The organism is Streptomyces qaidamensis (assembly GCF_001611795.1).
GTDB lineage: Bacteria > Actinomycetota > Actinomycetes > Streptomycetales > Streptomycetaceae > Streptomyces > Streptomyces qaidamensis.
This window is the reverse complement of sequence record NZ_CP015098.1, coordinates 5,270,703-5,297,278: the sequence shown is the minus strand read 5'-3', so window position 1 is coordinate 5,297,278 and position 26,576 is coordinate 5,270,703. Positions and strand designations below refer to the sequence as shown.

Here is a 26,576-nt window from a genome sequence, read left to right as displayed (position 1 = left end):
CTTGTCACCGCTCCCGCACAACCCGCCCATGAGCCGCCCGGGCCGCCATGCCATGATCTTCGCTCGCATCAGCGACCGAGGAGCCCCCCATTGAAGCGCGCCGCCCTGGCCGTCGTCTCCGTCCTGGCCCTGGCCTCCGCACTGACCGCCTGCTCGGGCGGCGAGGACACGCCCACTGATGCGCCGTCGGCGCCGAAAGCCAAGCAGATCACTCCGGCACAGCGGCTGGCGAAGGCCATCGTGACGAAGGACGACCTGCCCGGCTACAACGTGTCCGCGCCGGAAGCCGAGTACGCCTTTGCCAAGTCCTCGGACGAGGTCACGCTCGACGAGCCCGGCTGCGCCCCGCTGGCCTACGCGATGAATCAACTCCCGCTCGGTGAACCGCAGGCCGACCTCACGCGCAGTGCCGGGGCGGGCTACGGCAAGACGAGCACGTACATCACTCTCGCCGTGTACGAGCCGGCGGCCGAGGCCGAGTCGGTGCTGGCCGGGCTGGCGAAGGCCGTGCCGGAGTGCGGAGACGGGTTCACTGCGAAGGCGGGCAAGAACACCACGGCCTACGACTCGGTCACCGCCGAGAAGGGCACGGCGGCTGGTGCCGTCGCCTTCCGGTCGACGATGACCTTCCGGGGTATCACCCACACGCTGCACACCGAAGCCGTCCGCCACGGCGACGTGCTCGCCGTCTACTTCTCGGTGAACGGCTTCGCCATCGCCGACAGCAGGCGGCCCAGCGACGCCGAGATGCCCGCGAACGTGGTGCGAGCGCAGGACTCCAAGCTCGCGAAGTAGTCCTGCTGCGGAGCTCGTTGATCAACCGGGCGGCCGGTCCCTGTGCGAGGCTCGTTGATCAACCGGGCGGCCGGTCCTCGCGCAGGGCCTCGAACAGGGCGCGGGCCCGTCGGCCGTCCGACTTCACCGCGCTGCCCTTGGAGGTGCGCAGGTCCGGGTCGGCCACGGACACGTTGAGCTGCCGGCCTCCGCCACCCGCGGCTTTCCGCAGCCCCTCGAACAGCCGCCGCAGCTGGTCGAGGAGCCGGGGTGTCCAGACGGGGTCGGGACCCCCATCTGAGGTGAGCGTGACTGTCCGGGCGGGCATCGCCCCGGTCCGTATCCCGCCCCGGTTGATCCCGATCACGGGCCCACCCTTCGCGGCGGCGTCGGGCACGGGATCCGTACAGGGCGAACGCGCCTTGGCGGCGTCGACCTCGTGCTGGGTCCAGCCCTCGAAGACGAGCAGGGCGAAGATGAGGGGGAGGGTGAGGGTGAGGGCGAGGGCGAGGAGGAGCCAGTGGGCTCGGAGGGCGGGGGACTGTTCGTGACGGGCCCGGGCTCTGGATGTGCCCCCGGAACTCTTCGAGAGGTTCCGAGCCGAGGACCGCACCTCCGAAGCCTTCATCTACGTCTGGGCCCTGATCGCCCTCCCCGCGGCCGGCCTGCTCCACACACCCCAGGCCTTGGTGCGCCGGGCGCGGATCAAAGCGGGCTGGACGCTGATCGCCGGGTACTGGATGTACTTCGCACTGATGGCGGCGCTCGCCTGGCAGGTACAGGGCTTCTTCCCGGCCCACGACGCTCCCGGCAAGAACGGAGGACTGTTCGGCGCGGCAATCCTGCTGGTGATCGGTACGCCTCTCTTCGCCGTAGGCTCGGGAGCCGTGTTCCGAGACGAACGCGACGCCACCACGCCCGGCCTCCGAGAGCACGTCACGGCGGTCACGATCCTCTGCTGCACGCTGACCGGCCTCGTCGCGGGCCTGACGTTCGGCTACAACTTCGCCCTCCCGCGCAACGGCTACCCGGCCATGTTCCTGCCGGGCGGGGCGCTGTGGGGCCTCCTGGCGGGAGCGGCCTTGGGCATGCGCGCCGGTGCGCTGCTCACGAGTTCGGCGAACAGCAGGCGCAGGATGACCGACGACGCGAAGTCCTTCGCCCGCACCCCCACGGCCCTGCTGGGGTGCTGCCTGTGCGTCTCCCAACTGGGTTGGTTGCTGCCGACGTGGGCGATGGCGCTGGTTGGCCTTCCGGCCCCGTTCGCCCTGTTCTTACTCGCGGGGCGTTACGAGTGGCTGGCACGGTGGGTGGAGTATCGGCAGATCGAGGTGCCGAAGGAAGCGATGTACTGAGCACATCCGTCCGTTTCACGCCGGGACGTACCCCGTGTCCCACCTGCTCTGCCGCACACAGCCCCAAGTGCCCATCGCGACGGCGAGGAGGAAGAGAACCATGAGGAACCCGACGTTCGAGCTCTGCTCTACATCGCTGGTGGGACTGGCAACTCCTGCGGGGTCGTACCGGACACGCAGCTTGTCGCCCGCCTCCACCGAGTCCCTGCACCCTTCGCCTTCCGAAAGCGAGGGAGAGATCTCACGGCCGCCGACTGTCCGCAAGTCACAGTGGTTGGTCTTGGCGCTGTCTTTACGTACGACCACAGCGTCGGCCCATTCGCCCCGCTCCGCCAGGGCAACCTGATCACCGGCCGCGTTTCCGAACACGCCCAGCGCCACCCCCGCAACGACGGGAACGACGAGTTGCCAGGCGACTTTCCGCTGCTTTCGCGGGACCCTCCGCAACATCAGCAGCGGCACGAGAACCGATGCCAGCGGCAGCACGATCCAGGCAAGGAGCAGGGCCACCCCACGAGCCGGATTCCACAACGGTACGACGGGCCCGAGCCATGCGAGCCCCAGTGAGCCGCCGGCACACAGGAGACTGAACACCGACCAACGGGCCAAGTCGATCCGCCACAAGGCTTTTTGACCGTCCCGCCCAGTCCGAACCCCAGCCCTTATCATCATGCATTACTCGGGCGGTTCACGGCCTGGGCCTCCTTGACGGTCACTTCCTGCTCGGACGTCGACAGCCCGTCCGGCAGCCCCGGCTGCTGCGACGGACCATCCGGGTCGGCCGAGTCGGTCCACGTCACCTTCCAGGTGATGGACGCCTTGAAGGGGTAGGTGCCACTGCCGGACGCACGGCGGTACGTCACGTTGCAGCCGGCACTCTCACTGTTGGCCGTATAGCCGCCTTTGCCCTTTACCAGCTCATAGGTGCAGCTTTGCGGGTCGGCGTCGGCGGTACCGGCGTCGACCTTGAGCGCGACGGGGGTGGCGACCGTGGTCGCGGCGAGCTGGACGCCCTTGTAGTCGAGGCTCGCGGTCGTCCACACGCGGTCGAGATCGCCCTTGAACGCCACCCGCGTACCGAGGTTCACGAGCAGCCGGTCCGCTCGCGGCTGCAACTCCACTGGCGGGGCTGGCAACTTGGTCGAGTTAAAGGCCAGTTCTGAAAGGATCTCGGGAGTCACTTTATTGGGGTCCGGCTGCGGGTCCGCCGGAGGAACCCAGATCTCCCAGTTGTCCGTGGTGACGGGGCAGGCCTTGTCGTAGGTGTCATCTCGGAACTGAACCTGCCACCACAGGCCCTTGTCGCCCTCGTGGTACTTCTCCTTCTCCCGCTTCTTCGCGTAGTCCTCCGCCGGGCTTCCCCCCGCAGCGCCGCCATACGCGCCCTTGATGAACTTCTCGTACTCCTCCGGCGTGTACATGGGTTCATACCAGCACACCGGGGGTTCCCAGTTGGCGTCCGAAGAGGTAGCGGATTGAGTGGAGCCGCCGGAGGTAGGGGTGCTCTGGTTGATACGGATGTGGGCGCCGATGGAGCCTTTGCCTGAGTCGGCCCCGGACTCGGCGCCGGAGTCGGCGTTCGGTTGGCCGGTCCCACCGGCTGTGCTGCCATCACCACGGGTGTCATCCGCATGTGCCGGCAAGCCCTGCCCCACCACCAACAAGAGCCCCGCTACAACAGTCGCCCTGAGAACTGGCTGAGCAGCCCTGCTCCTCACCCCTGCACGCACGACGCATCACCCTTGTTCCAGTTCTGCTGCGTGACCTGCCAGTCCCCAGCGGAATCCTTCTGAGCCTGGAGCGTGTACAGAACGAAGCTCTTGTCGCTGGCCTTGGTGCGCAGCACCTTTTTCGTCTTGATCTCCATGCTGTATGCCTTGCTCTGGTCCTCGCAGTAACGGACCGCCGCCGTCTTACTGTTCGCGATGTCTGTCACTTCGAACTTGTAGTAGCGGTACTCGCCAGTGAGTGTGAGTCCGTCCTTCTTGAAGTCCGCGACCTGCTTGGTCCAGTAAGTGAAGGCAGGACCCGCGAAGTAGCGATTCATGTTGGCGGTCTGATCGTTCCCCAGAGCGAAGGCCTCGATATTGGCCTGGGCGGAGTACGCCATGTCCCGCAGGATCGCGTCCTTCGCAGCGTCCCCGGTCGAGTCCCGGTCGACCGATACCGAAAGACCTGACGGAAAGTCGAAGGTCGGCCCATCACCCTCGGCCGAGGCAGAGGCGGACGGCGTGGGGGAACCTGCTCCCGCATCGGCGCCCGCGATCTTGTCACCGCCCGAGCCCTCGTCCGAATCACTGCTGCAACCAGCCACAGAAAGGGTGACAGCAGCAAGGAGGCAGGCCGCAGCGGCCCTCCGGCGCGTGGTCAGCATGGCGCTCGTCCTCAGAGGTAGATGGTCGGCGTGCCAACGCATGATCCCATGAGTGGCGGACGCAACTCCAAGCACCCGTTCGCCTGTACCCGTCACACGGTCGCGACCGCCGATCGAGACAACTCAGCGCCCCGGCCCTGGGTTGCCGCACCCTGCGGCAGCCCGGGCCGTCCCCTGCTCGGGCACGATCAGGTCACTGCCAACCCCCACGCGCCCCATACACCACGGCTTGCCCCCGTTCACTCGAAAGTTCGCTCTGGTGAAACCGAAAAGCCCACCGGTACCGTCAGTGCTCGTACTGCACATCTGTCTTTCACGGGGAGCCACTGTGAAGCGCCGCCCTCTGCCCGTTGTTGCCGCCCTGACGGTGACAACGGCACTGCTCTTGACGGCCTGCGGCAGCGGGGACGACAAGTCCAGCGACAACGACAAGATCGCCGGCGCCGGCCAGGCGGGCGAGACGCCGAAGGAGTCGGCATCCGCCTCGGGAGCACCGGCGGGGGACAAGCCGGACGGCGTGGACGTGTCCCTGCCCAGCGACATGGATCTGGTCTTTGACTGGGAGAAGCCGAAGGACAAGAACGAAGCGGCTGCGATGGAGGATGCGGCGAACTTCGTCCGGGCCATCTACCGAGGCGTCGACAAGCGCACGACCAAGGACGCCTCCCTGGTCGCCTACTCGACAGGCGATGGGACGAAGTACGCGAAGACGCAGATCAACGCCCGGCTGGATGGCGGCTGGACGGCACAGGGCACGCGGCGCCATTACCAGGCCACCACCCGGTCCGCACCGAACGGCAACTCGGTGGAGGTTGCGTTCTGTGTGGATTCGAGCAAGTTCTACTCCAAGGAGATCAAGACCGGAAAGGTCCTGAAGGGCGCCCCCAGCATCACGGACTTCGACTACTTCAAGATCATCATGGTCAAGCTCCCCACCGGGGATGGTCTGTGGCAGGCATCCAAGGTGTTCGTCGAGGCCAAGGCGGCGAAGTGCCAGTGAATAAGACACTGCACCTGGCCCTCAGCGCAGGCGCAGTTGCCCTGGGGCTGACCATGGGCGTACTCACCCTCGCGGAACCGGCCTACGCGGGAGAAGAGCCGGCCAATACCCAGGGTGCCAACACAGAAGAGTCGGGTGGCGGCAACGGCAACGGCATCTACGCCGCCGCCCGCATCCAGTACTCCGGATCCGTAGCCAAGGGTGGCGGCACCGGAAACGTGACGTCCTCGGACGTCAACTGGACGCCGCCGCCGTGCTGGTACGCCCCCTACCTCGGAGCCAAGGACTTCAAGGAGAAGATGTCCAAGGACATCGAGCGGGAGCTGAACACACCCGGAATGGGCGGGACCGCGGGGTCGGCGATCGGCGAGAAGAAGCGCCACTACGAGGACAACTACGGCTGGACCGACACTCCCGGCTACAAGGACTACAACGTCGAGAACGACGGCAAGGGAATGTTCTGGGCCGGCGTCGAGAATCCCAACGAGCCGGACTACCTGAAGCGGACCTCGTGCACCGACCTCCCCTTCTGGGTGGAGAACGGTGAAGCCCCGCCGCCCCAGTACGAAGAGGCGATCTCGCCGGAGATACTCGCCGCTCTCGCCTACCAGCACATGCAGCTTCCCGACACGAAGGTCACCCTCGCTCCCGAGGTCAACACCAAGGTGAACCTGCCGACCTGGGCCTGGCTCGACAAGGCCGTCTTCGACGAGGTCCAGGCGACCGCGGCCCTCAACGTCCCCGGGTTCAACATCCAGGCCACGACCACCGCCAGGCCGGTGTCCCTCAAGCTGGAGCCGGGTACCAAGGACGCCGTGACGTACCCGGCCTCGGGCGAGTGCGTCATCAACGCCGACGACTCCATCGGCGAGCCCTACGCCAAGGGGAAGGCCGACGAAACCCCACCGTGCGGAATCAGGTACCTCCGCTCCTCCGGCGACGGCACGTACAAGCTCCGGGCCACCATCACGTGGGACATCGACTGGACCGGCACCGGCGGCGCGGGCGGAGACCTCCCGAACGGCACCTTCGGCAACGAACAGGCGGTCACCGTCCAGGAGATCCAGGCCGTCAACCGGTGACTGTGGCCGCTACGCGAACGCCGAGACGGCATCACGAGGCCGGCACCGGCAGCCCCTGCGCTGCGGGGCGTACGGCCGGAGAGGTGGAGCGAACGCCTCTGCGGCCGTCTTGCCCTGCTCCGCCCGGCGCCGGGCCCGGCAGGCAACGCCGGCAGGTGGCTGCGCAACCGCACCTCAGGACTGATTTCATCGTGCAATCTTCGTGAAGAGCTCTGCACATCGCGGACCGCCCGCGCCATGAACTTTCACATACCCACCTTCGCAAGAGGTGCGCCCGACACATAAGCATTCCCAACCCCACCCCGACCCCCAGAAATCACCCATACTCCACCGAGAAGTTCGCGCTGGCGAACAGCGGAACTCAGCAGATACCGTCGGCGTTACCTGGCAGACCTTTCTCGCTTCTCGGGGGAGTCACTTGAAGCGTCGCCTTCCGTTCCGCACGCCGCCGCTGCGCATCACCCGTGCAGGCCCATTCAACGGACTCTACGGCCGCCGCATCAGCCACCGCACGCTCACGGCCGCCACCCGCTGACCCGGCACAGGCGGGGTCCGCCGCCCCGCAGGCCGCGCCCCACCCACCCACAGAGACTGAGCGCCACCATGAGCGATCTGCGCCTCGAAGACACCGTGTTCGAGCACTTGAAGAAGACCTTCTCCTCCATCAGCGACCGTATGGAGGACGCCCGCCGCGACCTTCGAGGAGCCGACTCCTCGGCTGTCGGCGAGAGCGGGCTCATCGAAGACGTCCAGGACTTCGCCGACGACTGGGGCTACGGCATCAAGCAACTCGGCAAGCACACCCACGGCGCAGTCAAGATGATCAACAAGATCGGCGAGACGTTCGACGGCCTCGATCTGGAGCTGGCTCAGTCACTCAAGGTCAAGAAGAAGGGCAAGTAACGTGGCGGGTCAGCGCACCGTTCCTCCCAACATCGGCTGGGACCCCACGCCCGGGAGCGTGGAGGACACCCGGCAACTCGCCAAACGACTTGGCAAGTTGGCAGGCGAGCTGGGTACAGCGGTACGCGAGTTGGAGCGAATAGAGTGCGGAGCCTGGAAGGGCAAGACCGCCGTCGCCTTCACCGAGTACATCGGCCAGGACGTCACCCCGCTGATCCGCAAGAGCCACGAGTCCTTCGACAAGGCTTCGCGCGCACTGCATCGCTGGGCCAACGAGCTCCAGGACTTCCAGGAGGAGACGGACCGCCTGGAGAAGAAGGCGGGAGAGAAACTCGACGCCAAGGCGGAAGCCAAGGAAGGCACCAAGGAATACGGCAAGGCCTCCGGCGATGTCACCGGCCTCATTCAGAAGGTCCATGAGCTGGAGGACCGTTACAAGCAGGCCGCGGCGAAGATCAGCAAGGAACTGGACAAGGCCGCCGACATCGCCCCCGACGAGCCGGGCTTCTGGGAGAAGCTGGGCACGGGTATTGCAGACGCCTGGGACGCCACCGGCGACTGGCTCAAGGAGCACGCCGACCTGATCAAGGCGATCGGTGACGTGCTCAGCGACATCACAGCCGTCCTCGGGCTGCTTGCCATCGTCACGCTTCCCTTCCCGCCCCTCGCCGCCATCTTCGGCACTGCCGCGCTCATCGGCGCGGGCCTCACGCTGGCTACGCATGGGGTGGCCAAAGCAGCCGGAGCGGACGTGAGTTGGGCTCAACTCGGGCTGGATGCGGTGGGCCTGCTGCCGGGGATCGGCATGTTCGGCAAGGGAATCAAGGTGGTCGGTGCGGGAAAGGCCGCGTTGACGGCAGAGAGGCTCGGTACGGGCTTCAGTGCCACCAAGCTCGGCAGTTCACGGGTTCTGATGTCCTTCGGTAAGGAATCCGCAGACATCGTCGGAGGATTCGGGAAGGCCGGCTTGGTAAAGATCGGCGGTATGTCCGACGATGTCTTCGAAGTTGCGCACGGGAGCAGCGGCTTGATGTCTCGTATGGGGGGCCTCTCTTACGCGGGCTACCATCAAGGACAGCTGATCGGTTCCAAGGGAGCCAATCTGATTCCCGGCGTGAACATCAACCCCTTCGGGGCGGGCGGTATAGCCCTCGATGCGGGCCTCAAGATCGCCCCCAAGATCTACGGCCACGTGGCGGGCGACTAGCCCGAGGTTGCGCCATGGCACCCAAGATGGCCGCGAAAGGAAGTGTGAGGACATGAGCGTGTGGTGGCCCAGCTCGGGAGAGACTTTCATCGCCCGTGCTCCGCTGACTTTCGCCACGGGCGCGGCCACTCGGGTCAAGGGAATGCGTTGGTTTCGCGACAGCGAGCGCAACGACATCCAGAACGAACTAGACGGCTGGCCCGAAGGACCGTCATACACCGCCCGTTCTTCGGGGAGCACCGCCGGCCGGAACACCGTGAAGGGCGCCGCCATGGCGGTCGGTGTGGCTGTCATGGGCCTCCTGTCGTCCCAGTCGGGCAGTGTCGGCCCAGGCCGTTCAGACAAGGGCTCGGACACCTCGCACGACCGACCTGACGAGGTCGAGGATTTCCCGGTCATGTGGGCCGCTCGGGGCTCCACCGCACGCACTCTGCCTTGGCAGTTGGACCCCTCGCGCTCCCCTCAGGACGAGTACCGCACACACGCGATCGTCACCGACCAGCGGCTCGTGATCGTGGGTTTCCCGTATTTCAAGGGGGAGGAGAGGCGCATCTCCGACGAGTTCCTCTGGGAGACACCTCGGTCCGGCATCGAAGGGGTCGAACTACGGGATTTCAAGCTCGGCAACGACGCAAAGATCGCATTCACTGACGGTTCCTGGTGCAGAGTGAGCAGCATCAAACGGGAGAGGCTCACTCGTTACCTGATCGAACCTGTCGACTTCATCCCGCTGACATCGCTGACGCAGGCGCAACGCAACACCGCTGAGAGGTTTGCAGCAGCTCAGGCACCGGATGCCCAGCCGCCTTTGGTCAAGCGGAACCCATGTGGATGTTTTCGGGTCGAAGTCGTGGCACCGAGCACCGTTCATGCTTCCTTCGGTCACTCCGGGCTGAACACGGTGATGGACGTGAACGGCACGGAACTCCGCCTGACGGAATACCACCAAGAAGACTTCCTGACCTGACCCTTTCTCTGCATTCGACCAGAACGGCGCACGACCTCACATGATCCCAGCCGCAGACTCCGAGAACGCCCAGCATGTCAGTGCTGCTGACGGGAACATCCCGCCCCTCTGGTTCCTCGCCCCCGAGGGCTTCTTCGCACTGCCCATCGCCGCCACCCCGGAGGAGCGCAGCGAACGCGCCCTCTCCTTCGTCCGAGAGCTGTACTCCCGGGGCGATGAGACCATCTGGGAACCTGCCGCCCCCTATTACGCGGCGATAGCCGAACTCATGGGAGACACCGGTGTCTCCTATGCGGCCATGGGCTTGTTCTCCACGGCTGACGAAAGCGAAGTGCCAGAGGGACAGGTAATCAGGCACGAACCTGCCGAGGGCATCGCCCAATGCGCCTTCACCGTCGCCATCGCCCCCACGGACCAGGCCGGCACCGACACCGATGTCGTCGCCCAGGGCATCCTCGCGACCCTCTCCAGCGACCCGTACAACGACGCCATCTGGCTCGATCTGCCGTGCGGCCCGGCGGTGTCCTGCGTCAGCCTGCGCGAATACGACCTCGGCCCGGAAGCATCCGCCGACGGCGAGGCCACGAAGCTCCTCACGGGCCAGATCCAGGTTTACGTGCCCTTCCCGACCGGGCCCTTCACAGCGATCTTCACGCTCTACACGGCCTCGATGGACCACTGGACCGACATTTACCGCTTGTTGTCGGCCGTCCTGCAGACCGTTTCCTTCGTCGAACCGACCGAAGAATGGACCGAGGAACGATCACAGGGCCTGCCCGGAGAGGCATGACCACTCCGGCAGCACTCTCCGACGTTGCTATGAGAATTGCGCCGGAGCACTGGTACGGAACTGCCCATGACCTGTTTGCACTCCCCCTCACCCTCTGCGCGCCGCCCGGCTTTTCCCCTTGCCCTTCCTACGAAGTCTCCGCAGTCGTTCCCGCTCCCGCGCCGCTTCTACCTCGGACCGGGCGCTGGCCCAACGCCAGAAAAGCCAGCCCATGACGCCGACGCCAAGCGCATAGGCGAGGAATGCGCTCCCAGTACCGGGGATGTACTCACAGCTGGCTGAGCGGCAGTTCTTGCCGGGCAGTCCACTCAGCAGATAGAAGAGCGGCCCGAATGCCGCTGTGCAACAAGCCGCAGTGCCCGCCGCTCGCAGCCTCTGCATCCGACGGGTCTCCCCCGCGCGACTCGACGCGCAGCGCAGACCGCCCGTCGCCCCGACTACAGTGATCAGCCCGAGAACGCCGCCGACCACCCAAGGGCCTCCGGGCAGGTCGACCAGCGCAGGGACCGTTTCACGAGCGAACCGCTTCCACAGTCCCATGAACAGCAGAATGGCGCCCACCCCGACGACCAGGCAGAGAACCACGACGACGATTCCCACACCATCCCGCGCCCGGAGCCGATTGTCGGCAGCCGTAGCGTCAGCTTGTCGCTCCACCCGTCGTCCCTTCCTCGACGGGGCAGGTACCCGCCGCAACTCGACCTCAGCGTCTGGTCTTCACTGCCACGTCACGTCCAGTGCAACGTGTCCGCCACCGCGTCGAAGAGCCCGACCATCTGACGCGCCAGCGGATCCAGGGGCGTGGAGAACGACAGGATCAGCCACTCATCAGTCGCCGGGACAGGAACGTAATACTTCACCGTGGTCGTTGGGAGTTCGTTGCCCAGTTGCGTGGTGGGAGAAGCCGCTTCGGAGCGGAACTCGCGGACCGCACCGCCAGCGACGGGGAGTTTGACCACGGTAGTTTCCGCCCCACGCCGGCCAAGCACGTCAGCGAACGTGTGCACGTCGGAGGATGAGGGCATGGTCCCAGGCGCGGCAAAGCTCACCAAGAGCGATGACGAAAGCGGCAGAGGCCCGATCCGCAGGGTCGACAGGTACAACTCGATACCGCCGGCCTGATACGCGTCTTTCGCTGTCTTCTGCAACTCACGCATCATCTGCTCCTTGAGCAGAGGAGCGTTGTCGACACCATGGAACTGCTGTTCCGCCAGCGCGATGATGCTGCGGTCACGGTGTTCCGGGTCCAGCGACAGCTTGAACCAGCCGTCGGGGACGATCAGATTGTAGTCTTTCGGCGGCGTGGTGGCGTCCTCGTCCTCCCAGGGCTCAGGCATCAGGGCTGCCCGCCTCCGGGATCGGGTTGCCCTCCGCGTCGAGCGGCACGAAGCGCAGCGTCGGAATCAGCGCATCGACTTCCTCTGTGAGTTGATCGCTGTGTTCCATGGCGCCCCAGTTCATCGTCGCCAGGAGCACGTCTGAGGTCTCGGGCACCAAAAGGGCATACGAAACGGCTTCAGTGAGCTTCTTGCCGAACCCCAGCACCCCCTTGGACTGGTACATGGCCTGCAGCCGGACTGCCGATCCGACGGGCAGCTCGACCCTGCTGACCTGCGGTTCCCCGACGATCTCCTTGTGGCCCCGCAGCATGTTCTCGACCTCGTCCAGAGAGAGAGTGGTTTCGTCCTCACCGAAAATCTGGACGTCGAACGTGGCGTAGTGTGCTCCGCCTGCGGCGAAGAACGCGGCGGCGAGAACCGCGTGATTCTTTTCGGCGGCTCGAGCAAGGTGAATGAGGTCCTTCTCGATGGACTCCTTCGAGGCCACGAGATCCAGTGGGTTGAAGGACTCAACGACTTCCCGCGCCCAGGCGGACTTCCCTGCGGAGTCGAGTCCGGCACCGGCCGTCAGGTCGACCCAACCGTCAGAAAAATGCAGCCGACAGGTCCAGTCGTCAATTTCAACTGTCATGTCGATCTCCTAGAGGGCCGGTCGAGTGTTTTCGTCGAGATAGATGTTTCCACCGGTCACAGCGTATCCGATGCCGGTCAGGACGTTGACCGTGGTCTTGACGCCGTTCAGGCCTGGGATGTCGGGGAAGTTGGCGGCCATAGGCTTGATCGACTTGAGACTGGCAGCAACTTCAGCGTCGACCAACGAAACCGATTTCGCCACCCCCCCGTTCGCTGTGATCGCTTCCTTCGCGCCCCGCCAACTGCTCGGATTAAACACGGTCTTGGCGTTGTCCGCGAAGCCTTTCCACCCGCTCTTTGTGACCAGCTCGGTGAAGGGACTGGCCATCGTCTTGCCGAGCTCCTTCGGTGTCATCGAGAACACCTTCGTGAAGCCCTGCGAGCCGAGCTTGTTCAGCTTCTGACGATCACGCTTGAAGGCCTTGCCTATGCCCGGCGTCTTGCTCGACTTCATTCTGGTGAGCCGCTTGAGCACAGTCCCCGCGTACTTGCCGGCAAGCTTCGAGAACGCCTTGCCGACACCGATCATCAGGAAGCCGAGCGCCGCCTCACCCAAATCCATGAGGTCCGCGTTTCCGCGCATGTAAAGAACTGCCGTACAGATGAAACCGACCAACGACATGACGAGAGCGATGGTGCCGAGAATTCCGGCCAGCGCCTGTCCGATCACTGGAATCCAGCCAACCATCAGGGACAACACACCGCACACGGTGGCGATCGTTCCTGTAATGTCCGCGATGTCGTCGAGAAGACTGTCCCAGAACCCGTCCTTCAACGCATCGTCGGATATGACCTCGTCGATCGCGTCACAGGCCCGCTTGGCGGCGGCATCTCGGATGCGCTTCGCCTCTTCGATCTTCTCCTGGGCAGCCTTGACGACATCATCGGCCGCCTTCTGCTGATCCTCGAGATCCTTCTTCTTCGAGTCGTCTTCCGCGTCGGCTAGCTTCGTCCCGGCTGCACGTTTGTCGTCTTCCGCCGCTTGGGCTTCCTTGAGGGCCTGATCAGCTATTTGCTGAGCGCGGTTCAGGTCAGAGGCGTAGTTCGTGGGCGAGGCATGGACCTTGTCCGCATAACCACCGCCGACGTCGACGACTGTGTCTCCGAGTGCAGCCGCGGCAGTCGCGTAGCGCTTTCGCGCAGCTTCCAGCTTCCCCGTTGAGCCTTCAGCCCTTTTACGGAACTCCCTGCCCGCTTCGCTGTCCCAGGAGTCGACCTCAGAGATGGCCTTGAGGTTCTTTACCTGACGCTCGAGTTCTTCAGCAGTCTTCTTGAGTTTCTTCCCCAAGCCTGCCACCCTGTCCGGGTCTCCTGGGACAGGGTCGAACCAACACAGCGGCGACCAATCACGAGGGCGTCCACCCACGGCGACTCACTTACCCTTCTTGCCGGGGCTCTGGGCTTCGCGGATCACCTTGGCCAACTCGTGATCCAACTTGCTGTACGTCTTTGCAGCAGCCAGCGCATACTCCGACAAGAACTTGAGTTCTTCCTGTAGCTTGTCCCGATTCAGGTTCCAGTTCGCCTCGAAGTCCTCGAACTTGTCGGTCAGGTCATCGTGTCCGAAGTCTTCTCCATACGATTCCACGATGCCCGGCAGGCCCTCGAACGCCTTGTGAATCCGCCCAAGGCCTTTCCCCATCTCCCGGATGACGTCAAGGTCGTCGATCCGCGCGTGGTCAGCCACAGGTCACCGCCGCAAGCGCACTCTTCATCATGCAGATCCCCCGATGCGCGAGTTTCGCGCTCATCAATGTGAAAGCGTCGGCACTTTACTCACCCTTGGCACTTGGCGCCAACCAACACCGCCGCGCCCGCACACCGCATCCTGGGCAAGCCTGCAGCTGCCTCCGAGGCAGGGCGGCCCGTCAGCCACCTGCTCACTACCGCACTGGCGGGGGATTGGGGCAGGCGAGCCAAGAGCGATGGTGTCGTCCTCGTCAGCCAACGGGGCGGTGCAGCCACCTGGCGCGCACGCCACTCCGCCCCGCCCCGTGACCTCAGCAGAACGTCACTTGCTCCGAGCCTGCTTAGCCAGCTCCTCATCGATCTGCTCGAACTTGTCCGCAGCCATGGTCAGGTAGTCCCCCATGCCGTCCAGACCATCCAGCGTGTCCTTCATGCCGCGCACGAACTCGTCGAAGTTCTCGTCGAACGCCTTCGACGAGCTCTTCGTGACGTAGCCGCCCTGCACGAGGTTGTTGATGTACTTCTTCAGGCCCTCGAGCTTCTCCTGGAGCTTTTCCTTCTCCTTCACGACATGCTTGGCTGCATCCCGCATGTCCTGATATGTGACATCAAGGTCCTTGGCCATGAAGCCGCTCCCTCTCGCAACGCCGCAGGGCCAACCCCCGTGGCTTCCCTGTTTGCGGACTCACCGACACAGAAGCCGAGTTGCAGTCACAGCCGGCAACCGGTGTGATCGTCCGCTCTTGCGTCAGCAGCTTACGGGTGTGGCTTGTGGTGCCCCATACCCGGCTTGTGAACGAGCCGTCATGAAAGCGTGTACGACGTTGCCATCGGGAACGTCACGGCGGCTCCCCATTGCCCCGCCGTCGTACCGAACGGATATCGTCCCAGTACCACTGTGACCCGCGTGACTGAAGCGAGCAGGACAGCCAGCAGCACAGCGGCAACCAGCGACAGACACCACAGCGGCCGCACCGGCCCAGTGGCACGGGGAGGACAAGTCGTGCGCCTGACTCTGACCGTCGTCGACCCGTACGGCGGTGGCACCGCCGACGTCGTGCTCGATGCCGATCCTGAGTCCACCGTGGGGGACATCGCGCAGGAGCTGGCCAAGCAGGTGGGGCACAGCGGGGCGCAGGTCATCCCGCTCGGGCAGCACCGGCACGCGCCGGCCAACAACGCGCCCCTCGTGTACGTGGACGGGTATGCCGTCGATCCCGGCGCCACTGTCGTGGGGTCGCCCCTGCGTGAAGGCGCCGTCGTCAGTCTGCAGGATCCGTCCGGGTGTCTGCCGGGCGAGCCCACCGGGCTCGTCGAGCTGCGGGTGGTCGGCGGGCCCGCCGCCGGGTTCGTGCACCGGCTCGGCGTGGGGCGGTACGACATCGGCAGCGGGGCGGCGTCTTACGTCCGGATCGACGATCCCGAGGTCGACGCCCGGGCCCTCACCCTCTCCGTCGCCACCGACGGCACCTGCCGGGTCGCCGTGCACATGGACAAGGAGCACGTCACCCTCGACGGCGCCTCCCTCGCGGAGGACGAGGACAAGAAGGACGAGCCCAGCGGCAAGAAGCGCGGCAAGAAGAAGGGCCAGGAGAAGAAGAAGGAAGAGAAGAAGGACGGCCCCCTCCAGTGGCCCCTCGGCGCTCAGATCGGCGTCGGCAACACCCTTCTCGAACTGACCCGTTACACACCCCCGAACGCCGCCCTCAAGTGGTCCGACGACGGCGTGGGCCTCGACTACAACCGGCCCCCGCGGCTGCGTCCGCCCGAGCGGCAGACCAACTTCCGGCTGCCGTCGTCGCCGCGTGAGTACGAGGCCAGACCGCTGCCCTGGCTGATGGCGCTGACGCCGCTCGTCGGTGCCGTCGTGTCGGTGATGATCTTCCAGCGCTGGTACTACCTGATCATGGCTGCCCTCAGCCCGGTCCTGCTCTTCGCCAACTACTACAACGACAAGAAGCACGGGCGTAAGTCGCACGCCAAGCAGGTCCAGGAGTACGAGGAGCAGAAGGAGCGGATCGAGAAGGACGCCCAGGACGCGCTCGTCGCCGAGCGGAACGACCGGCGGCAGGCCATCCCCGACCCGGCGACCGTGCTCGCCCTCGGGACCGGGCCCCGTACCCGTCTGTGGGAGCGGCGGCGGACCGATCGTGATCACCTCCTGATCCGTTTCGGGACCGGGCAGTTGCCCTCCGAGGTGGTGCTCGACGACCCCGAGCAGGACGACCACCGCCGGCAGGTGACCTGGAAGATCGAGGACGCCCCGGTCGCGCTGCACCTGCGCACCCTCGGTGTCGTCGGCATGGCCGGGCCCGGGGACTCCGCCCGTGCCCTCGGGCGCTGGGCCGTCGCGCAGACCGCGGCGCTGCACAGCCCGATGGACGTGCAGTTCTACGTGCTGAGCGACAACGCCGCGCAGGAGTCCTGGGACTGGGTGCGCTGGCTGCCGCACGCGCGGCCGTCCGGCGGGCAGGACGTCAACGCGCTCATCGGCACCGACGCCGAGACCGTCGGCGCCCGCATCGGTGAGCTGACGCAGATCCTCGACGCGCGCAAGAAGGCCGCCGAGGAGAACAAGTCACAGGGCAATTCGAGCTTCAGCGACCCCGACATCGTCGTGGTGTGGGACGGGTCGCGGCGGCTGCGGTCCCTTCCCGGCGTCGTACGGCTGCTGCGCGAAGGGCCGTCCGTGTCCATGTTCGCGATCTGCCTGGACGCCGAGGAGCGGTTCCTGCCCGGCGAGTGCCAGGCATACGTCGTGGCCGAGCCGAAGACCGAGGAGTACCAGCCGGCCGCCCAGCAGGTGCAGCAGCAGCCCCAACAGGCCGCCGGTGGGTTTCCGTCCTTCCAGGCCTGGCACAGCACGGCCCAGCAGCCCGAACAGGCCGAACGCAGCGAGCAGTTGCGGCTGCGCGTCGAGGAGGCCGGGGCGGAGCGCCTGAAGGACGTGCGGCCCGACTTCGTCTCCGCCGCCTGGTGTCTGCGGCTGGCCCGGTCACTGTCGCCGCTGCGGGACATCAGCGGCGAGACCGAGGACTCGGCGCTGCCCGGGTCGAGCCGGCTGCTGGACGTTCTGCAGCTGGAGCCGCCGACCAGTGACGCGATCGTCGCCCGCTGGCGGATGGGCGGGCAGTCGACGCTGGCGGTCATCGGTGAGTCGTACGACGGGCCGTTCGGCATCGACATCCGCAAGGACGGGCCGCACGGTCTGATCGCCGGTACGACCGGTTCGGGTAAGTCGGAGCTGCTGCAGACCATCGTGGCGGCGCTGGCGGTGGCGAACACGCCCGAGAACATGACGTTCGTGCTGGTCGACTACAAGGGTGGCGCGGCGTTCAAGGACTGTGTGCATCTGCCGCACACCGTCGGCATGGTGACCGACCTCGACGCCCACCTGGTGGAGCGGGCCCTGGAGTCGCTCGGTGCGGAGCTGCACCGGCGCGAGCACATCCTGGCGGCCGCCGACGCCAAGGACATCGAGGACTACCAGGATCTGGTGCGCCGGGACCCCTCGCACCAGCCGGTGCCCCGGCTGCTCATCGTCATCGACGAGTTCGCCTCGATGGTGCGCGACCTGCCCGACTTCGTCACGGGGCTCGTGAACATCGCCCAGCGTGGCCGGTCTCTCGGCATTCACCTGCTGCTGGCGACGCAGCGGCCGTCCGGTGTCGTGTCTCCCGAGATCCGCGCGAACACCAACCTCCGTATCGCGCTGCGGGTGACGGACGGCGGCGAGTCGTCGGACGTCATCGACTCGCCCGAGGCCGGGCACATCTCCAAGAACACCCCGGGGCGCGCTTACGCCCGGCTCGGGCACGCCTCCCTGGTGCCGTTCCAGTCCGGCCGGGTCGGTGGCCGTCGGCCGGGCGCCGCCGACCCTGCCCTGCTGATGCCCTGGGTGGGCCCGCTGACCTGGGAGGATCTGGGCCGGGCGGCGCTGGTCAAGCCGAAGGCGGAGTCCCGGGAGGACGAGGAGATCACCGACCTGAAGGTCCTGGTCGACACCATCCGCGACGCCAACAGCTCCCTCGGCATCCCGCCGCAGCACAGCCCGTGGCTGCCCGCCCTGGACGAGACGCTGCTGCTGGACGACGTGGAGCTGCCCGCGTTCGCCGGCGGCCCCGGCAAGCTGCCGCCGGCGCCGTACGGCATCGAGGACCTGCCCGCGAGCCAGTCGCGCCGCCCGGTCGCCGTGGACTTCTCCTCCTTCGGCCACCTGATGATCGGCGGCGCCCCGCGCAGCGGCCGCTCCCAGGTCCTGCGCACCCTCGCGGGTTCCATCGCCCGCACGCACTCCATCGCCGACGTGCACCTCTACGGCATCGACTGCGGCAACGGCGCGCTCAACGCCCTGACGCGGCTGCCGCACTGCGGTGCGGTCGTGAGCCGTAACCAGACCGAGCGGGTCGTGCGGCTGGTCAACCGGCTCAAGGGCGAGATGGGCCGCCGCCAGGACGTGCTCGCGGAGAAGGGCTTCGCCGACATCGGGGAGCAGCGGGCGTCGGTCGCCGAGGACGAGCGGCTGCCGCACATCGTGGTGCTGCTGGACCGCTGGGAGGGCTGGGTGCCCACGCTCGGCGAGGTCGACCACGGGTCGCTGACCGACGAGTTGCAGACGATGATGCGCGAGGGTGCGAGCGTCGGCATCCACCTGGTCCTGACGGGTGACCGGACGCTGCTGGTGGGCCGTATCGCGACGCTCACCGAGGACAAGTACGGGCTGCGGCTCGCCGACCGCAGCGACTTCTCGGCGCTGGGCATCCCGGCGCGGAAGGTGCCGGAGGAGATCCCGCCGGGGCGTGCGTTCCGCAACGAGTTCGGTACGGAGACGCAGTTCGCGCTGCTCGCGGAGGACACCACCGGTCAGGGTCAGGCCGCGGCGCTGGCGGCGATCGGCGAGGCGGCCGCGGTCCGCGACGCCGCCGTCCCCCGCTCGCGGCGCCCGTTCCGGGTCGACAGCCTGCCCAGCCGCGTCTCCTTCCCGGAGGCGTGGGAGCTGCGCGACCCGGACGCGTCCCGCTCGCGCCTGTTCGGTCTGGCCGGCATCGGCGGCGACGAGATCGTCGGCTTCGGCCCCGATCTGGCGGAGGGCGTACCGGCGTTCGTCATCGCGGGCCCGGCCAAGTCGGGCCGTTCGACGGTCCTGCTGAACTTCGCCCACTCCTTCCTGTCCCAGGGCACCCGGCTGGTCATCGCGGCCCCGCGCCAGTCCCCGCTCCGCCAACTCGACGGTACGGACGGCGTGCTGAAGGTCTTCACCGGTGACGACATCGACGAGGACGAGTTCGAGGAACTCATCGACGAGGCGTCCCTGGCGGAGCCGATCGCGGTCCTGATCGACGACGGCGAGATCCTGGAGGACTGCGACGCCGAGAGCCAGATGAAGAAGCTGGTCTCGCGCGGCGCCGAGCGGGGACTCGCGCTCGTCATCGCCGGTGACGAGGAGGACGTGTGCAGCGGCTTCTCCGGCTGGCAGGTCGACGCGAAGAAGGCCCGCCGCGGCATCCTGCTCTCCCCCCAGGAATCCTCCAGCGGCGACCTCATCGGCGTCCGCCTCAACCGCAGCATGGTCGGCGGCCAGGTCGCCCCCGGCAAGGGCATGCTCCACCTCGGCGACGGGGAGCTGCGTACGGTGGTCATTCCGGGGTGAGGTGGTGGTGAGCGGGGGTAGCCGGTCCTCAGCGGGGACGGCTGCCCCGGCTACTTCACCTTCGACATCCGAGCCTGCGGCCGGCCCGACTCCGCGCTCTCCGAGCGGTACTGGAGGTCGTCGCCCACCGGCTTGAGGTGGACGGTCGTCTGCGCCGGGTTGCAGCCGCTGTGATTGGTCTTCGCGCCGACCGACGTCGCGACGAGCTCCGTCTTCGTCACCTGCTTCAGGGTGAGTACGTCGACACAGACGCCGCCGATCGGGTCGGTCTGGCGGAGCCTGCCCAGTTCCTGGCCGACGGTGGTCCGTTCGACCGTGAGGCGGAACGTGCCGAGGGGCAGTCTGCCGTCGAGGGCGACGCCCTGGCCCTCCCAGGTGCCGAGGTACGCGGCGGGGTCCGCGTCGGTGGAGGGAGCGGAGCTCGCGGTCGCCGCCGGAGGCGAGTCGGACCCGCTGCCCGCGTCCGCGTCGTCCTGGCCGCCGCCCCGCCCCGGCAGCAGGTCGAACACGAACACCGACCCGATCGTCACGGCCGCCATCGCCCCCGCGACCGCCAGCGCCACGGAGCAGCTCAGCTTCCGCACCCGCCCGCCGCTCTCGCCGTCCGGCGTGGAGGTAGCCGCTACGGAGACGGTGACCCTGCCGGGCCGCCGGCCGAACCCCGGGGCGGTGTCCTGCGGGTGGTCGCCGTCCCGGGGTTCGGGTACGGCGGTGGGGAGGGGTGCTGGTGCCCCGGGCGCGTCGGAGGGGGCTGGTGCCCCGGGCGCGTCGGAGGGGGCTGGTGCCCCGGGCGCGTCGGAGGGGGCTGGTGCCCCGGGCGCGTCGGAGGTCCCCGGCGCCGCGGGCGGACCGGTTGTCGCAGATGCCCCCGTCGCCGCGGGCGCACCGGTCGTCGCCGAAGCCCCCGGCGCCCCGGAGGCCCCGGCAGCAGACGCCCCCCGCCCCGCGGGGGCACCGGTTGTCGCGGATGCCCCCGACGCCGCCGGCGCACCGGTCGTCGCCGAAGCCCCCGACGCCCCGGAGGCCCCGGCAGCAGACGCCCCCCGCCCCTCGGGCGCACCGGTTGTCGCGGATGCCCCCGACGCCGCCGGCGCACCGGTCGTCGCCGAAGCCCCCGACGCCCAGGAGGCCCCGGAGGCCCCGGAGGCCCCGGTCGGGGACGCACCCGCCCCCTCGGACGCCCCCGCCCCCGGCAGCACCACCGGCACCGCCGGCATCACAGGCGGTGGCCCGAACACCCCGAGGCCCTCGCCCGGGCCGCCGGACGCGCCCGGTGCCCCCACCGACGGACTGCTGAAGGCGACCGGCCCGGACGGCGCTCCGGTCCCCGTCCCAGGCCCCGTCACCTCCAGGTTCAGCAGCTGCACGGCACTCCGGCTCACCTGTTCCACCAGTGCCCCCGGCAGCCAGCCGCCCGCCACCAGCCGGGTCGCGCCGTCGGGGGCCAGTCGGCGGGCCAGTGCCGCGGGGGCGGGCCGCGTGTCCGGGTCCTTCGCGAGGCACTCCGCTGTCAGGCCTCGCAACTCCCCCTCCAGCAGGCCGAGTTCCGGCTCCTCGTGGACGACCTTGTAGAGCAGGGCGGCGGAGGAGTCCCCGGGGAACGGTGGCCGGCCGGTCGCCGCGTACGCGAGGACCGCGCCCAGCGAGAAGACATCGGCGGCGCCCGTGACGGCCTTGCCGAGGATCTGCTCGGGCGACATGTAGCCGGGCGATCCGATGGACACGCCGGTGGAGGTGAGGGACGCCGTGCCGTCCGTGGCCCGGGCGATGCCGAAGTCGATGAGGAGCGGGCCGTCGAGGGTCAGCAGGACGTTCGACGGTTTCACGTCGCGGTGCACCAGCCCCAGCTCGTGCACCGCCGCCAGCGCCTCGGCGAGCCCCGCGCCCAGCGCCCGTACGGTGTGGGCCGGCAGGGGCCCGCCGTCGGCGACCGCGGCCGACAGGGACGGTCCGGCGGCGTACGCCGTCGCCACCCACGGCACCCGCGCCCCCGGGTCCGCGTCCAGGACGGGCGCGGTCCAGGCGCCGCCCACCCGGCGTGCGGCGTCGACCTCGCGCCGGAAACGCGCCCGGAACTCCTCGTCCAGGGCGAAGTGCGGGTGCACGATCTTCACGGCGACCGTACGGCCACCGGCGCTGCGGCCCAGGTAGACCCGGCCCATGCCGCCGGAGCCCAGCCGGCCGAGCAGCCGGTAGGGCCCTACGACGGTGGGTTCGTCGACGTCGAGCGGCCGCATGGGCGTCACCCCTCCCCCGTGGGCAGGCGGGGACGGCTCCGGTCCCGGTACGCCTGCACTCCCCCAGCAGAGTAGTGCGGGAGCACCGCCCGGCTCACGGCTGGAGCAGGTCCACCTTCACGTCCGCCGGGAAGCCGGTCGTCGGGCCGACCCGCCGGGCGAACTCGGCGACCGCCGCCAGCTGCGGGCCGCCGAAGCGGAAGTCGAGGGTCGTGAAGTAGCGGGCGAGGGTCTCCTCGTCGAAGGCCTCCCAGCGCGCGGCCTGCTCGGCGACCTTGCCGACCTCCTCCAGGGAGAGGTTGCGGGAGTCGAGGAAGGCCTCGTGCACCCGGCGGGTGATCACCGGCTCGCGTTCCAGGTAGTCCCGGCGGGCCGCCCAGACCGCGAAGACGAACGGCAGGCCCGTCCATTCCTTCCACAGCGCGCCCAGGTCGTGCACGGCCAGGCCGAAGCGTGGCCCGTCGAGCATGTTCGCGCGCAGCGCCGCGTCGCCGATGAGGACGGCGGCGTCGGCCTCCTGCATCATCAGGCTGAGGTCGGGCGGGCAGGTGTAGTAGTCCGGCTGGACGCCGTAGCGCTCGGCGAGGAGCAGCTGGGCGAGGCGGACGGAGGTGCGGGAGGTCGACCCGAGGGCGACGCGGGCGCCGTCCAGCCGGTCCAGCGGGACCTGCGAGACGATCACGCAGGACATGACCGGGCCGTCGCAGCCGACGGCGATGTCGGGGAAGGCGACCAGGTCGTCGGCGTGCCGGAGGAACTCGACGAGGGTGATCGGCCCGATGTCGAGATCGCCCTGCACCAGCTTCTCGCTGAGCTTCTCCGGGGTGTCCTTGGAGAGCTCGAAGTCGAGGAGCGTGCCTGTTCTCGCGAGCCCCCAGTACAGGGGCAGGCAGTTCAGGAACTGGATGTGGCCGACGCGCGGCCGGGTGCGAGGATTGTCCACATCGTGAGGCTAGCCCTCACGGCGTACGGACCGGCGCGCGACCCCGCCGCCGGGGTGCGGCGCCCTGTGGGCGCCCCTCTCCGCCAGTCGGCCGCGGGTTGTTCAAACATTCGGGTGACGTGATCTTGACCCCTATTGCATTCCGGGGCCTGCGTGCTAGGCTCGTCGCAAGTTGCAGTTTGGTTTCCCTTGCAGTACAGAGCCTGCGGAGCATGTGACCGCGGGCTCTCGTCATTCACAGACATATGCACTTGTGCGGAATTCATCTTCACACTTGCTGGTTCTGGAGCAGGGCAACCCTTTTGGGCCCAAGGAGGGCTTATGGCTACCGGAACCGTTAAGTGGTTCAACGCCGAAAAGGGCTTTGGTTTCATCGCCCAGGAGGGCGGCGGCCCCGACGTCTTCGTCCACTACTCCGCGATCAACGCGACCGGATTCCGGTCTCTCGAGGAGAACCAGCAGGTGTCTTTCGACGTCACGCAGGGTCCGAAGGGCCCGCAGGCTGAGAACGTCACGCCGGTCTGATTTGTAGTACCCAAGGAGCCCCGCGCCGTAAGGCGACGGGGCTCCTGCCCTTTCCGGGCCCGGTCGGCCGGTGAATTCCCGGCGAATTCCGGCCGAGGGACGATGGGCGGGTGCGGAAAGATCCGGAGAACAGCGGCAGACCGGGCGGCCCGCCCACCGACAAGGCCCTGGCCCCAGGCCTGAGCGGTGTGGGTATCGGCGCCCGGCGGGGCCGCCCCTGACCAGGGCGTTGGCGCCCCACCGGGACGCCCCACCGGGACGCCCCACCGGGACGCCCCACCGGGGACGTACGCCTTACCGCGCCGAGCGGCACTCCGAGGTCCCTCACGGCCTAGGGTTCAGGGCCATGACCGACGCCGCTGACTTCGTGACCGACTTCGTGACCGAGACCCGCGTGTTCTACGACACCGTGGCCGAGGAGTACGCCGCTGCCTTCAGCGGTCTGCGTCCGGGGACGCCCCTGGACCGGGGCGTGCTCCACGGTTTCGCGGGGCTCGTGGGTGAGGGGGGCGAGGTCGCCGACCTGGGGTGCGGGCCCGGGCGGGTGACGGCGTACCTGGCGTCCCAGGGGCTGTCGGTGTTCGGGCTGGACCTGTCGGAGTCGATGCTCGCGATCGCCCGCCGCGAGAACCCGGGCCTGCGGTTCGTGCGGGGCTCCATGCTGGAGCTCGACCTGCCGGACTCCTCACTCGACGGTGTCGTGTCCTGGTACTCGATCATCCACACCCCCGAGGAGCACCTGCCCGCGCTCTTCGCCGGCTTCCACCGCGTGCTGCGCCCCGGCGGGCATCTGCTCCTCGGCTTCCAGTTCGGTGACGAGCCCCGCCGCTACGAGGAGGCCTTCGGACACGACGTGTCCCTGACCTTCCGCCGGGGCCGGCCGGAGCCCATCGCCGCGCTGCTGAGCGGCGCCGGCTTCACCGTCCGCGCCACGACCGTACGAGAGCCCGACGAGGCGCAGGGCGAGCCGGTCGCCCAGGCGAGCCTCGTGGCCCGCAAGCCGGAGGTCTGAACCGCCCGGGGCATCGCCGCAGCCCCACGCGCGACGCCCCGGGCGGCCCCGTGACCGGCCGCGGATGCCCCCAGGCGCACCGCGGACCGGCTCACGCGCGGCCGGCCTCTTGCAGGCCCCCGGCGAGCCCCGGCCCGACCGCTACGGCACCCCCGCGATGTCCCGCGCCGCGATGTACCCGAACGTCATCGCCGGGCCGATCGTCGAGCCCGCGCCCGCGTAGCTGTGGCCCATCACCGCCGCGCTGGCGTTTCCCGCCGCGTACAGCCCGGGGATGACCGAGCCGTCCTCGCGCAGTACCCGGGCCCGGGCGTCCGTGCGGAGGCCGCCCTTGGTGCCTAGGTCGCCGGGGACGATGCGGAAGGCGTGGTACGGGGGGAGCCAGAGGGGTGCCAGGCAGGAATTGGGGAGGACGGACGGGTCGGTGTAGTAGTGGTCGTAGGCGCTGTCGCCCCGGTGGAAGTCGGGGTCCTCGCCCTGGCGGGCCTGGGCGTTGAAGCGGTTCACGCTGGTGCGCAGGGCCGCCGCGGGGACGCCGATGGAGGCCGCCAGCGCGTCCAGGGTCCACTCCTTGTGCGCCGCCCCGGAGTCGTACCAGGAGGCGGGGAAGGGCAGCGTCGGCAGGACGTCCTTGAAGAGGTACCGGTTGCGGTAGTTCTGGTCGGTGATCAGCCAGCACGGGATGGCCGGGTCGGTGTCGTGGACGTCGTACATGGTGTGCACGACGTCGCTGTAGGGCGCGGCCTCGTTGACGAAGCGCCGGCCCGAGCCGTTGACCAGCAGCCCGCCGGGCAGGGTGCGTTCGGCGAGGCAGAAGTACGGTCGGCCGGGGATCGGGATCGCCGGGCCCCACCACGCGTCCTCCATCAGGTCGAGTGCCGCGCCCAGCCGCTCCCCCGCCCGGATGCCGTCGCCGGTGTTCTCCTTCGCCCCGACGGTCCACTCCGTGCCGATGGGCTGCCGCTGGAAGCGTTCCCGCATCGCCGCGTTGTGCTCGAAGCCGCCCGAGCCGACGATCACGCCCCGGCGGGCGCGGACCAGGCCGGGAGTGCCGTCGCGGGTGACGACGGCTCCCGTGACCGTGCCGTTCTCGACGTGCAGGTCCGTCAGGGGCGTGTTCAGCCAGACGGGGACCCCGGCCGAGCGCAGGCCCGCGCGCAGGCCCGCCGCCAGCGCCTGGCCCATCGTCAGGGGCTTCTGGCCGAGCGTCGCGGCCTTCGCGCCGCGGGCCAGGCACTGGGCGGCGACGGCCGCGCCCCGGGCGTTCACCGCGGCCAGGGCGACCCACTTGTAGTCGGCGCTGAAGACGACCATGCCGGCGGGGACGTCCATGTAGGGCGGGTTCAGGTGCGCCAGCTCGGCGCCCAGGAGGTTGCCGTCGAGCTGGTCGGGCTCGATGGAGCGGCCGTTCGGCAGGCCGCCGGGCAGCTCGGGGTAGTAGTCGCTGTAGCCCTCCATCCAGCGGAACCGGAGCGGGCTGTTCGCCATGACGAAGGAGATCGTCGCCGGGCCGTGGGCGAGGAAGGCACGCTGCCGGTCGGCGGGGACCTCCGGGCCGACGACGGCGGCGAGGTAGGCGGCGGCCTTCGCGGGGGTGTCCGGGACCCCGGCCGCGAGGATCACGGAGTTGTTGGGGATCCAGATCCCGGCGCCGGAGCGGGCGGCCGAACCTCCGAAGGTCGGCGCCTTCTCCACGACCACACAGCTCAGGCCCTGGCGCGCGGCGGTCAGGGCGGCGGTCATGCCCGCGGCGCCGGAGCCGACGACGACGACGTCGTACGTGCCCAGCGGGGGTAAGTCGGCTGCCTGGGCGCCCTGTTGGACCCCCGCGGCGACCGCGAGACCGGCACCGGCGGCCCCGGCCAGCAGGCGTCTTCGGGACAGGCCTTCGGTGGTTCCTGCGGTGTCCGTGCGAGTGGTCATGGCCGCTCCAGCCCGACGAGAACGCGTAAGGGGTGGGAATGTCGCGCGGGGGCCTTGCGAAGTCAAGACCCGTGCGGCACCCACCCCGCGACCCGAGCCCGACGCGCCCAGGCGGCCCAGCCCCGAGCACATCCGCGACCGGAGCCCGAATCCCACGCAGCCCGCCCCCGCG

The 26,576-nt window shown here is 68.4% G+C and carries 23 protein-coding genes; 11 read left to right on the top strand and 12 right to left on the bottom strand.

The features are described from left to right. Positions 1-90: 90 nt before the first annotated feature. Positions 91-795: a hypothetical protein gene (locus A4E84_RS23550; protein ID WP_062928488.1), complete on the top strand. Its 705-nt coding sequence runs from the start codon at positions 91-93 to the stop codon at positions 793-795. Between the two features lie 58 nt (positions 796-853). Here A4E84_RS23550 and A4E84_RS44700 read toward each other — a convergent pair whose 3' ends face one another. Further along, positions 854-1,387 (bottom strand): hypothetical protein, encoded by a 534-nt coding sequence (locus A4E84_RS44700; RefSeq protein ID WP_062928487.1) that lies wholly within the window; start codon positions 1,385-1,387, stop codon positions 854-856. Here A4E84_RS44700 and A4E84_RS23540 point away from each other — a divergent pair. Beyond that, positions 1,344-2,129 (top strand): hypothetical protein, encoded by a 786-nt coding sequence (locus A4E84_RS23540; protein ID WP_062928486.1) that lies wholly within the window; start codon positions 1,344-1,346, stop codon positions 2,127-2,129. The two genes, A4E84_RS44700 and A4E84_RS23540, sit on opposite strands and share 44 nt — an antisense overlap. Positions 2,130-2,144: 15 nt before the next feature. Here A4E84_RS23540 and A4E84_RS23535 read toward each other — a convergent pair whose 3' ends face one another. From A4E84_RS23535 to A4E84_RS23525, 3 genes are all read right to left on the bottom strand, one after another. After that, positions 2,145-2,639 (bottom strand): hypothetical protein, encoded by a 495-nt coding sequence (locus A4E84_RS23535; protein WP_237304986.1) that lies wholly within the window; start codon positions 2,637-2,639, stop codon positions 2,145-2,147. Positions 2,640-2,797: 158 nt separating this feature from the next. Further along, a complete protein-coding gene (locus tag A4E84_RS23530; RefSeq protein WP_062928485.1) occupies positions 2,798-3,550 on the bottom strand; it encodes a hypothetical protein in 753 nt (250 codons plus the stop codon). Between the two features lie 293 nt (positions 3,551-3,843). Further along, positions 3,844-4,503, bottom strand: coding sequence for a hypothetical protein (locus A4E84_RS23525; RefSeq protein WP_062928484.1), 660 nt, complete (start codon positions 4,501-4,503; stop codon positions 3,844-3,846). Between the two features lie 328 nt (positions 4,504-4,831). Between A4E84_RS23525 and A4E84_RS23520 the strand changes: the two genes are divergently transcribed. From A4E84_RS23520 to A4E84_RS23495, 6 genes are all read left to right on the top strand, one after another. Then, positions 4,832-5,503 carry a hypothetical protein gene (locus tag A4E84_RS23520; protein WP_062928483.1) on the top strand — a complete coding sequence of 224 codons (672 nt, stop codon included), beginning with the start codon at positions 4,832-4,834 and terminating at the stop codon, positions 5,501-5,503. Positions 5,504-5,556: 53 nt separating this feature from the next. Continuing rightward, positions 5,557-6,585 (top strand): hypothetical protein, encoded by a 1,029-nt coding sequence (locus A4E84_RS23515; protein WP_062928482.1) that lies wholly within the window; start codon positions 5,557-5,559, stop codon positions 6,583-6,585. Positions 6,586-7,188: 603 nt separating this feature from the next. Further along, entirely contained in the window at positions 7,189-7,488 is a 300-nt protein-coding gene (locus tag A4E84_RS23510; protein ID WP_030840073.1) for a hypothetical protein, read from the top strand. A gap of 1 nt (position 7,489) precedes the next feature. Further along, entirely contained in the window at positions 7,490-8,695 is a 1,206-nt protein-coding gene (locus A4E84_RS23505; RefSeq protein WP_062928481.1) for a WXG100 family type VII secretion target, read from the top strand. Positions 8,696-8,747: 52 nt separating this feature from the next. Then, complete coding sequence (locus tag A4E84_RS23500; protein WP_062928480.1) at positions 8,748-9,662, top strand: hypothetical protein; 915 nt, start codon at positions 8,748-8,750, stop codon at positions 9,660-9,662. A gap of 40 nt (positions 9,663-9,702) precedes the next feature. Beyond that, positions 9,703-10,452: a hypothetical protein gene (locus A4E84_RS23495; protein ID WP_062928479.1), complete on the top strand. Its 750-nt coding sequence runs from the start codon at positions 9,703-9,705 to the stop codon at positions 10,450-10,452. 728 nt (positions 10,453-11,180) lie between these two features. On the opposite strand, the gene A4E84_RS23490 is transcribed toward A4E84_RS23495, so the two are convergent. The 5 genes from A4E84_RS23490 to A4E84_RS23470 form a co-directional block, all read right to left on the bottom strand. Continuing rightward, the gene (locus A4E84_RS23490) at positions 11,181-11,789 is read right to left on the bottom strand and encodes a hypothetical protein (RefSeq protein WP_062928478.1); all 609 of its coding nucleotides are present in this window, start codon (positions 11,787-11,789) and stop codon (positions 11,181-11,183) included. Then, a complete protein-coding gene (locus A4E84_RS23485) occupies positions 11,782-12,423 on the bottom strand; it encodes a hypothetical protein (RefSeq protein WP_062928477.1) in 642 nt (213 codons plus the stop codon). The genes A4E84_RS23490 and A4E84_RS23485 overlap by 8 nt, the downstream gene beginning before the upstream one ends. A gap of 9 nt (positions 12,424-12,432) precedes the next feature. Continuing rightward, positions 12,433-13,713: a hypothetical protein gene (locus tag A4E84_RS23480; protein ID WP_159029614.1), complete on the bottom strand. Its 1,281-nt coding sequence runs from the start codon at positions 13,711-13,713 to the stop codon at positions 12,433-12,435. Positions 13,714-13,797: 84 nt separating this feature from the next. Continuing rightward, complete coding sequence (locus A4E84_RS23475; protein ID WP_062928475.1) at positions 13,798-14,112, bottom strand: hypothetical protein; 315 nt, start codon at positions 14,110-14,112, stop codon at positions 13,798-13,800. A 324-nt stretch (positions 14,113-14,436) separates the two neighbouring features. Continuing rightward, positions 14,437-14,739: a WXG100 family type VII secretion target gene (locus A4E84_RS23470; RefSeq protein ID WP_033309092.1), complete on the bottom strand. Its 303-nt coding sequence runs from the start codon at positions 14,737-14,739 to the stop codon at positions 14,437-14,439. Between the two features lie 378 nt (positions 14,740-15,117). Between A4E84_RS23470 and A4E84_RS23465 the strand changes: the two genes are divergently transcribed. Continuing rightward, on the top strand, positions 15,118-19,764 hold the full coding sequence (locus A4E84_RS23465) for an FtsK/SpoIIIE domain-containing protein (protein WP_062928474.1): 4,647 nt from the start codon (positions 15,118-15,120) through the stop codon (positions 19,762-19,764). 50 nt (positions 19,765-19,814) lie between these two features. On the opposite strand, the gene A4E84_RS41125 is transcribed toward A4E84_RS23465, so the two are convergent. Next, positions 19,815-22,001 carry a serine/threonine protein kinase gene (locus A4E84_RS41125; protein ID WP_062928473.1) on the bottom strand — a complete coding sequence of 729 codons (2,187 nt, stop codon included), beginning with the start codon at positions 21,999-22,001 and terminating at the stop codon, positions 19,815-19,817. Between the two features lie 94 nt (positions 22,002-22,095). Next, positions 22,096-22,944 (bottom strand): menaquinone biosynthetic enzyme MqnA/MqnD family protein, encoded by an 849-nt coding sequence (locus A4E84_RS23455; protein ID WP_062928472.1) that lies wholly within the window; start codon positions 22,942-22,944, stop codon positions 22,096-22,098. Between the two features lie 321 nt (positions 22,945-23,265). On the opposite strand from A4E84_RS23455, the gene A4E84_RS23450 reads away from it, so the two are divergent. Both A4E84_RS23450 and A4E84_RS23445 read left to right on the top strand, forming a co-directional pair. After that, on the top strand, positions 23,266-23,469 hold the full coding sequence (locus A4E84_RS23450) for a cold-shock protein (protein WP_004984723.1): 204 nt from the start codon (positions 23,266-23,268) through the stop codon (positions 23,467-23,469). 346 nt (positions 23,470-23,815) lie between these two features. Continuing rightward, entirely contained in the window at positions 23,816-24,481 is a 666-nt protein-coding gene (locus tag A4E84_RS23445; RefSeq protein WP_062928471.1) for a class I SAM-dependent methyltransferase, read from the top strand. Positions 24,482-24,622: 141 nt separating this feature from the next. On the opposite strand, the gene kstD is transcribed toward A4E84_RS23445, so the two are convergent. Continuing rightward, positions 24,623-26,404: a 3-oxosteroid 1-dehydrogenase gene (gene kstD, locus A4E84_RS23440; RefSeq protein ID WP_062928470.1), complete on the bottom strand. Its 1,782-nt coding sequence runs from the start codon at positions 26,402-26,404 to the stop codon at positions 24,623-24,625. Positions 26,405-26,576 lie beyond the last annotated feature (172 nt).

Bases quoted from the DNA above. Each gene is read 5' to 3' on its own strand.
- A4E84_RS41125 (WP_062928473.1), bottom strand. From the start codon at position 22,001: ATGCGGCCGCTCGACGTCGACGAACCCACCGTCGTAGGGCCCTACCGG.
- A4E84_RS23445 (WP_062928471.1), top strand. From the start codon at position 23,816: ATGACCGACGCCGCTGACTTCGTGACCGACTTCGTGACCGAGACCCGC.
- A4E84_RS23470 (WP_033309092.1), bottom strand. From the start codon at position 14,739: ATGGCCAAGGACCTTGATGTCACATATCAGGACATGCGGGATGCAGCC.
- A4E84_RS23495 (WP_062928479.1), top strand. From the start codon at position 9,703: ATGATCCCAGCCGCAGACTCCGAGAACGCCCAGCATGTCAGTGCTGCT.
- A4E84_RS23515 (WP_062928482.1), top strand. From the start codon at position 5,557: ATGGGCGTACTCACCCTCGCGGAACCGGCCTACGCGGGAGAAGAGCCG.
- A4E84_RS23485 (WP_062928477.1), bottom strand. From the start codon at position 12,423: ATGACAGTTGAAATTGACGACTGGACCTGTCGGCTGCATTTTTCTGAC.
- A4E84_RS23530 (WP_062928485.1), bottom strand. From the start codon at position 3,550: ATGTACACGCCGGAGGAGTACGAGAAGTTCATCAAGGGCGCGTATGGC.
- A4E84_RS23500 (WP_062928480.1), top strand. From the start codon at position 8,748: ATGAGCGTGTGGTGGCCCAGCTCGGGAGAGACTTTCATCGCCCGTGCT.
- A4E84_RS23490 (WP_062928478.1), bottom strand. From the start codon at position 11,789: ATGCCTGAGCCCTGGGAGGACGAGGACGCCACCACGCCGCCGAAAGAC.
- A4E84_RS23510 (WP_030840073.1), top strand. From the start codon at position 7,189: ATGAGCGATCTGCGCCTCGAAGACACCGTGTTCGAGCACTTGAAGAAG.
- kstD (WP_062928470.1), bottom strand. From the start codon at position 26,404: ATGACCACTCGCACGGACACCGCAGGAACCACCGAAGGCCTGTCCCGA.
- A4E84_RS23450 (WP_004984723.1), top strand. From the start codon at position 23,266: ATGGCTACCGGAACCGTTAAGTGGTTCAACGCCGAAAAGGGCTTTGGT.
- A4E84_RS23525 (WP_062928484.1), bottom strand. From the start codon at position 4,503: ATGCTGACCACGCGCCGGAGGGCCGCTGCGGCCTGCCTCCTTGCTGCT.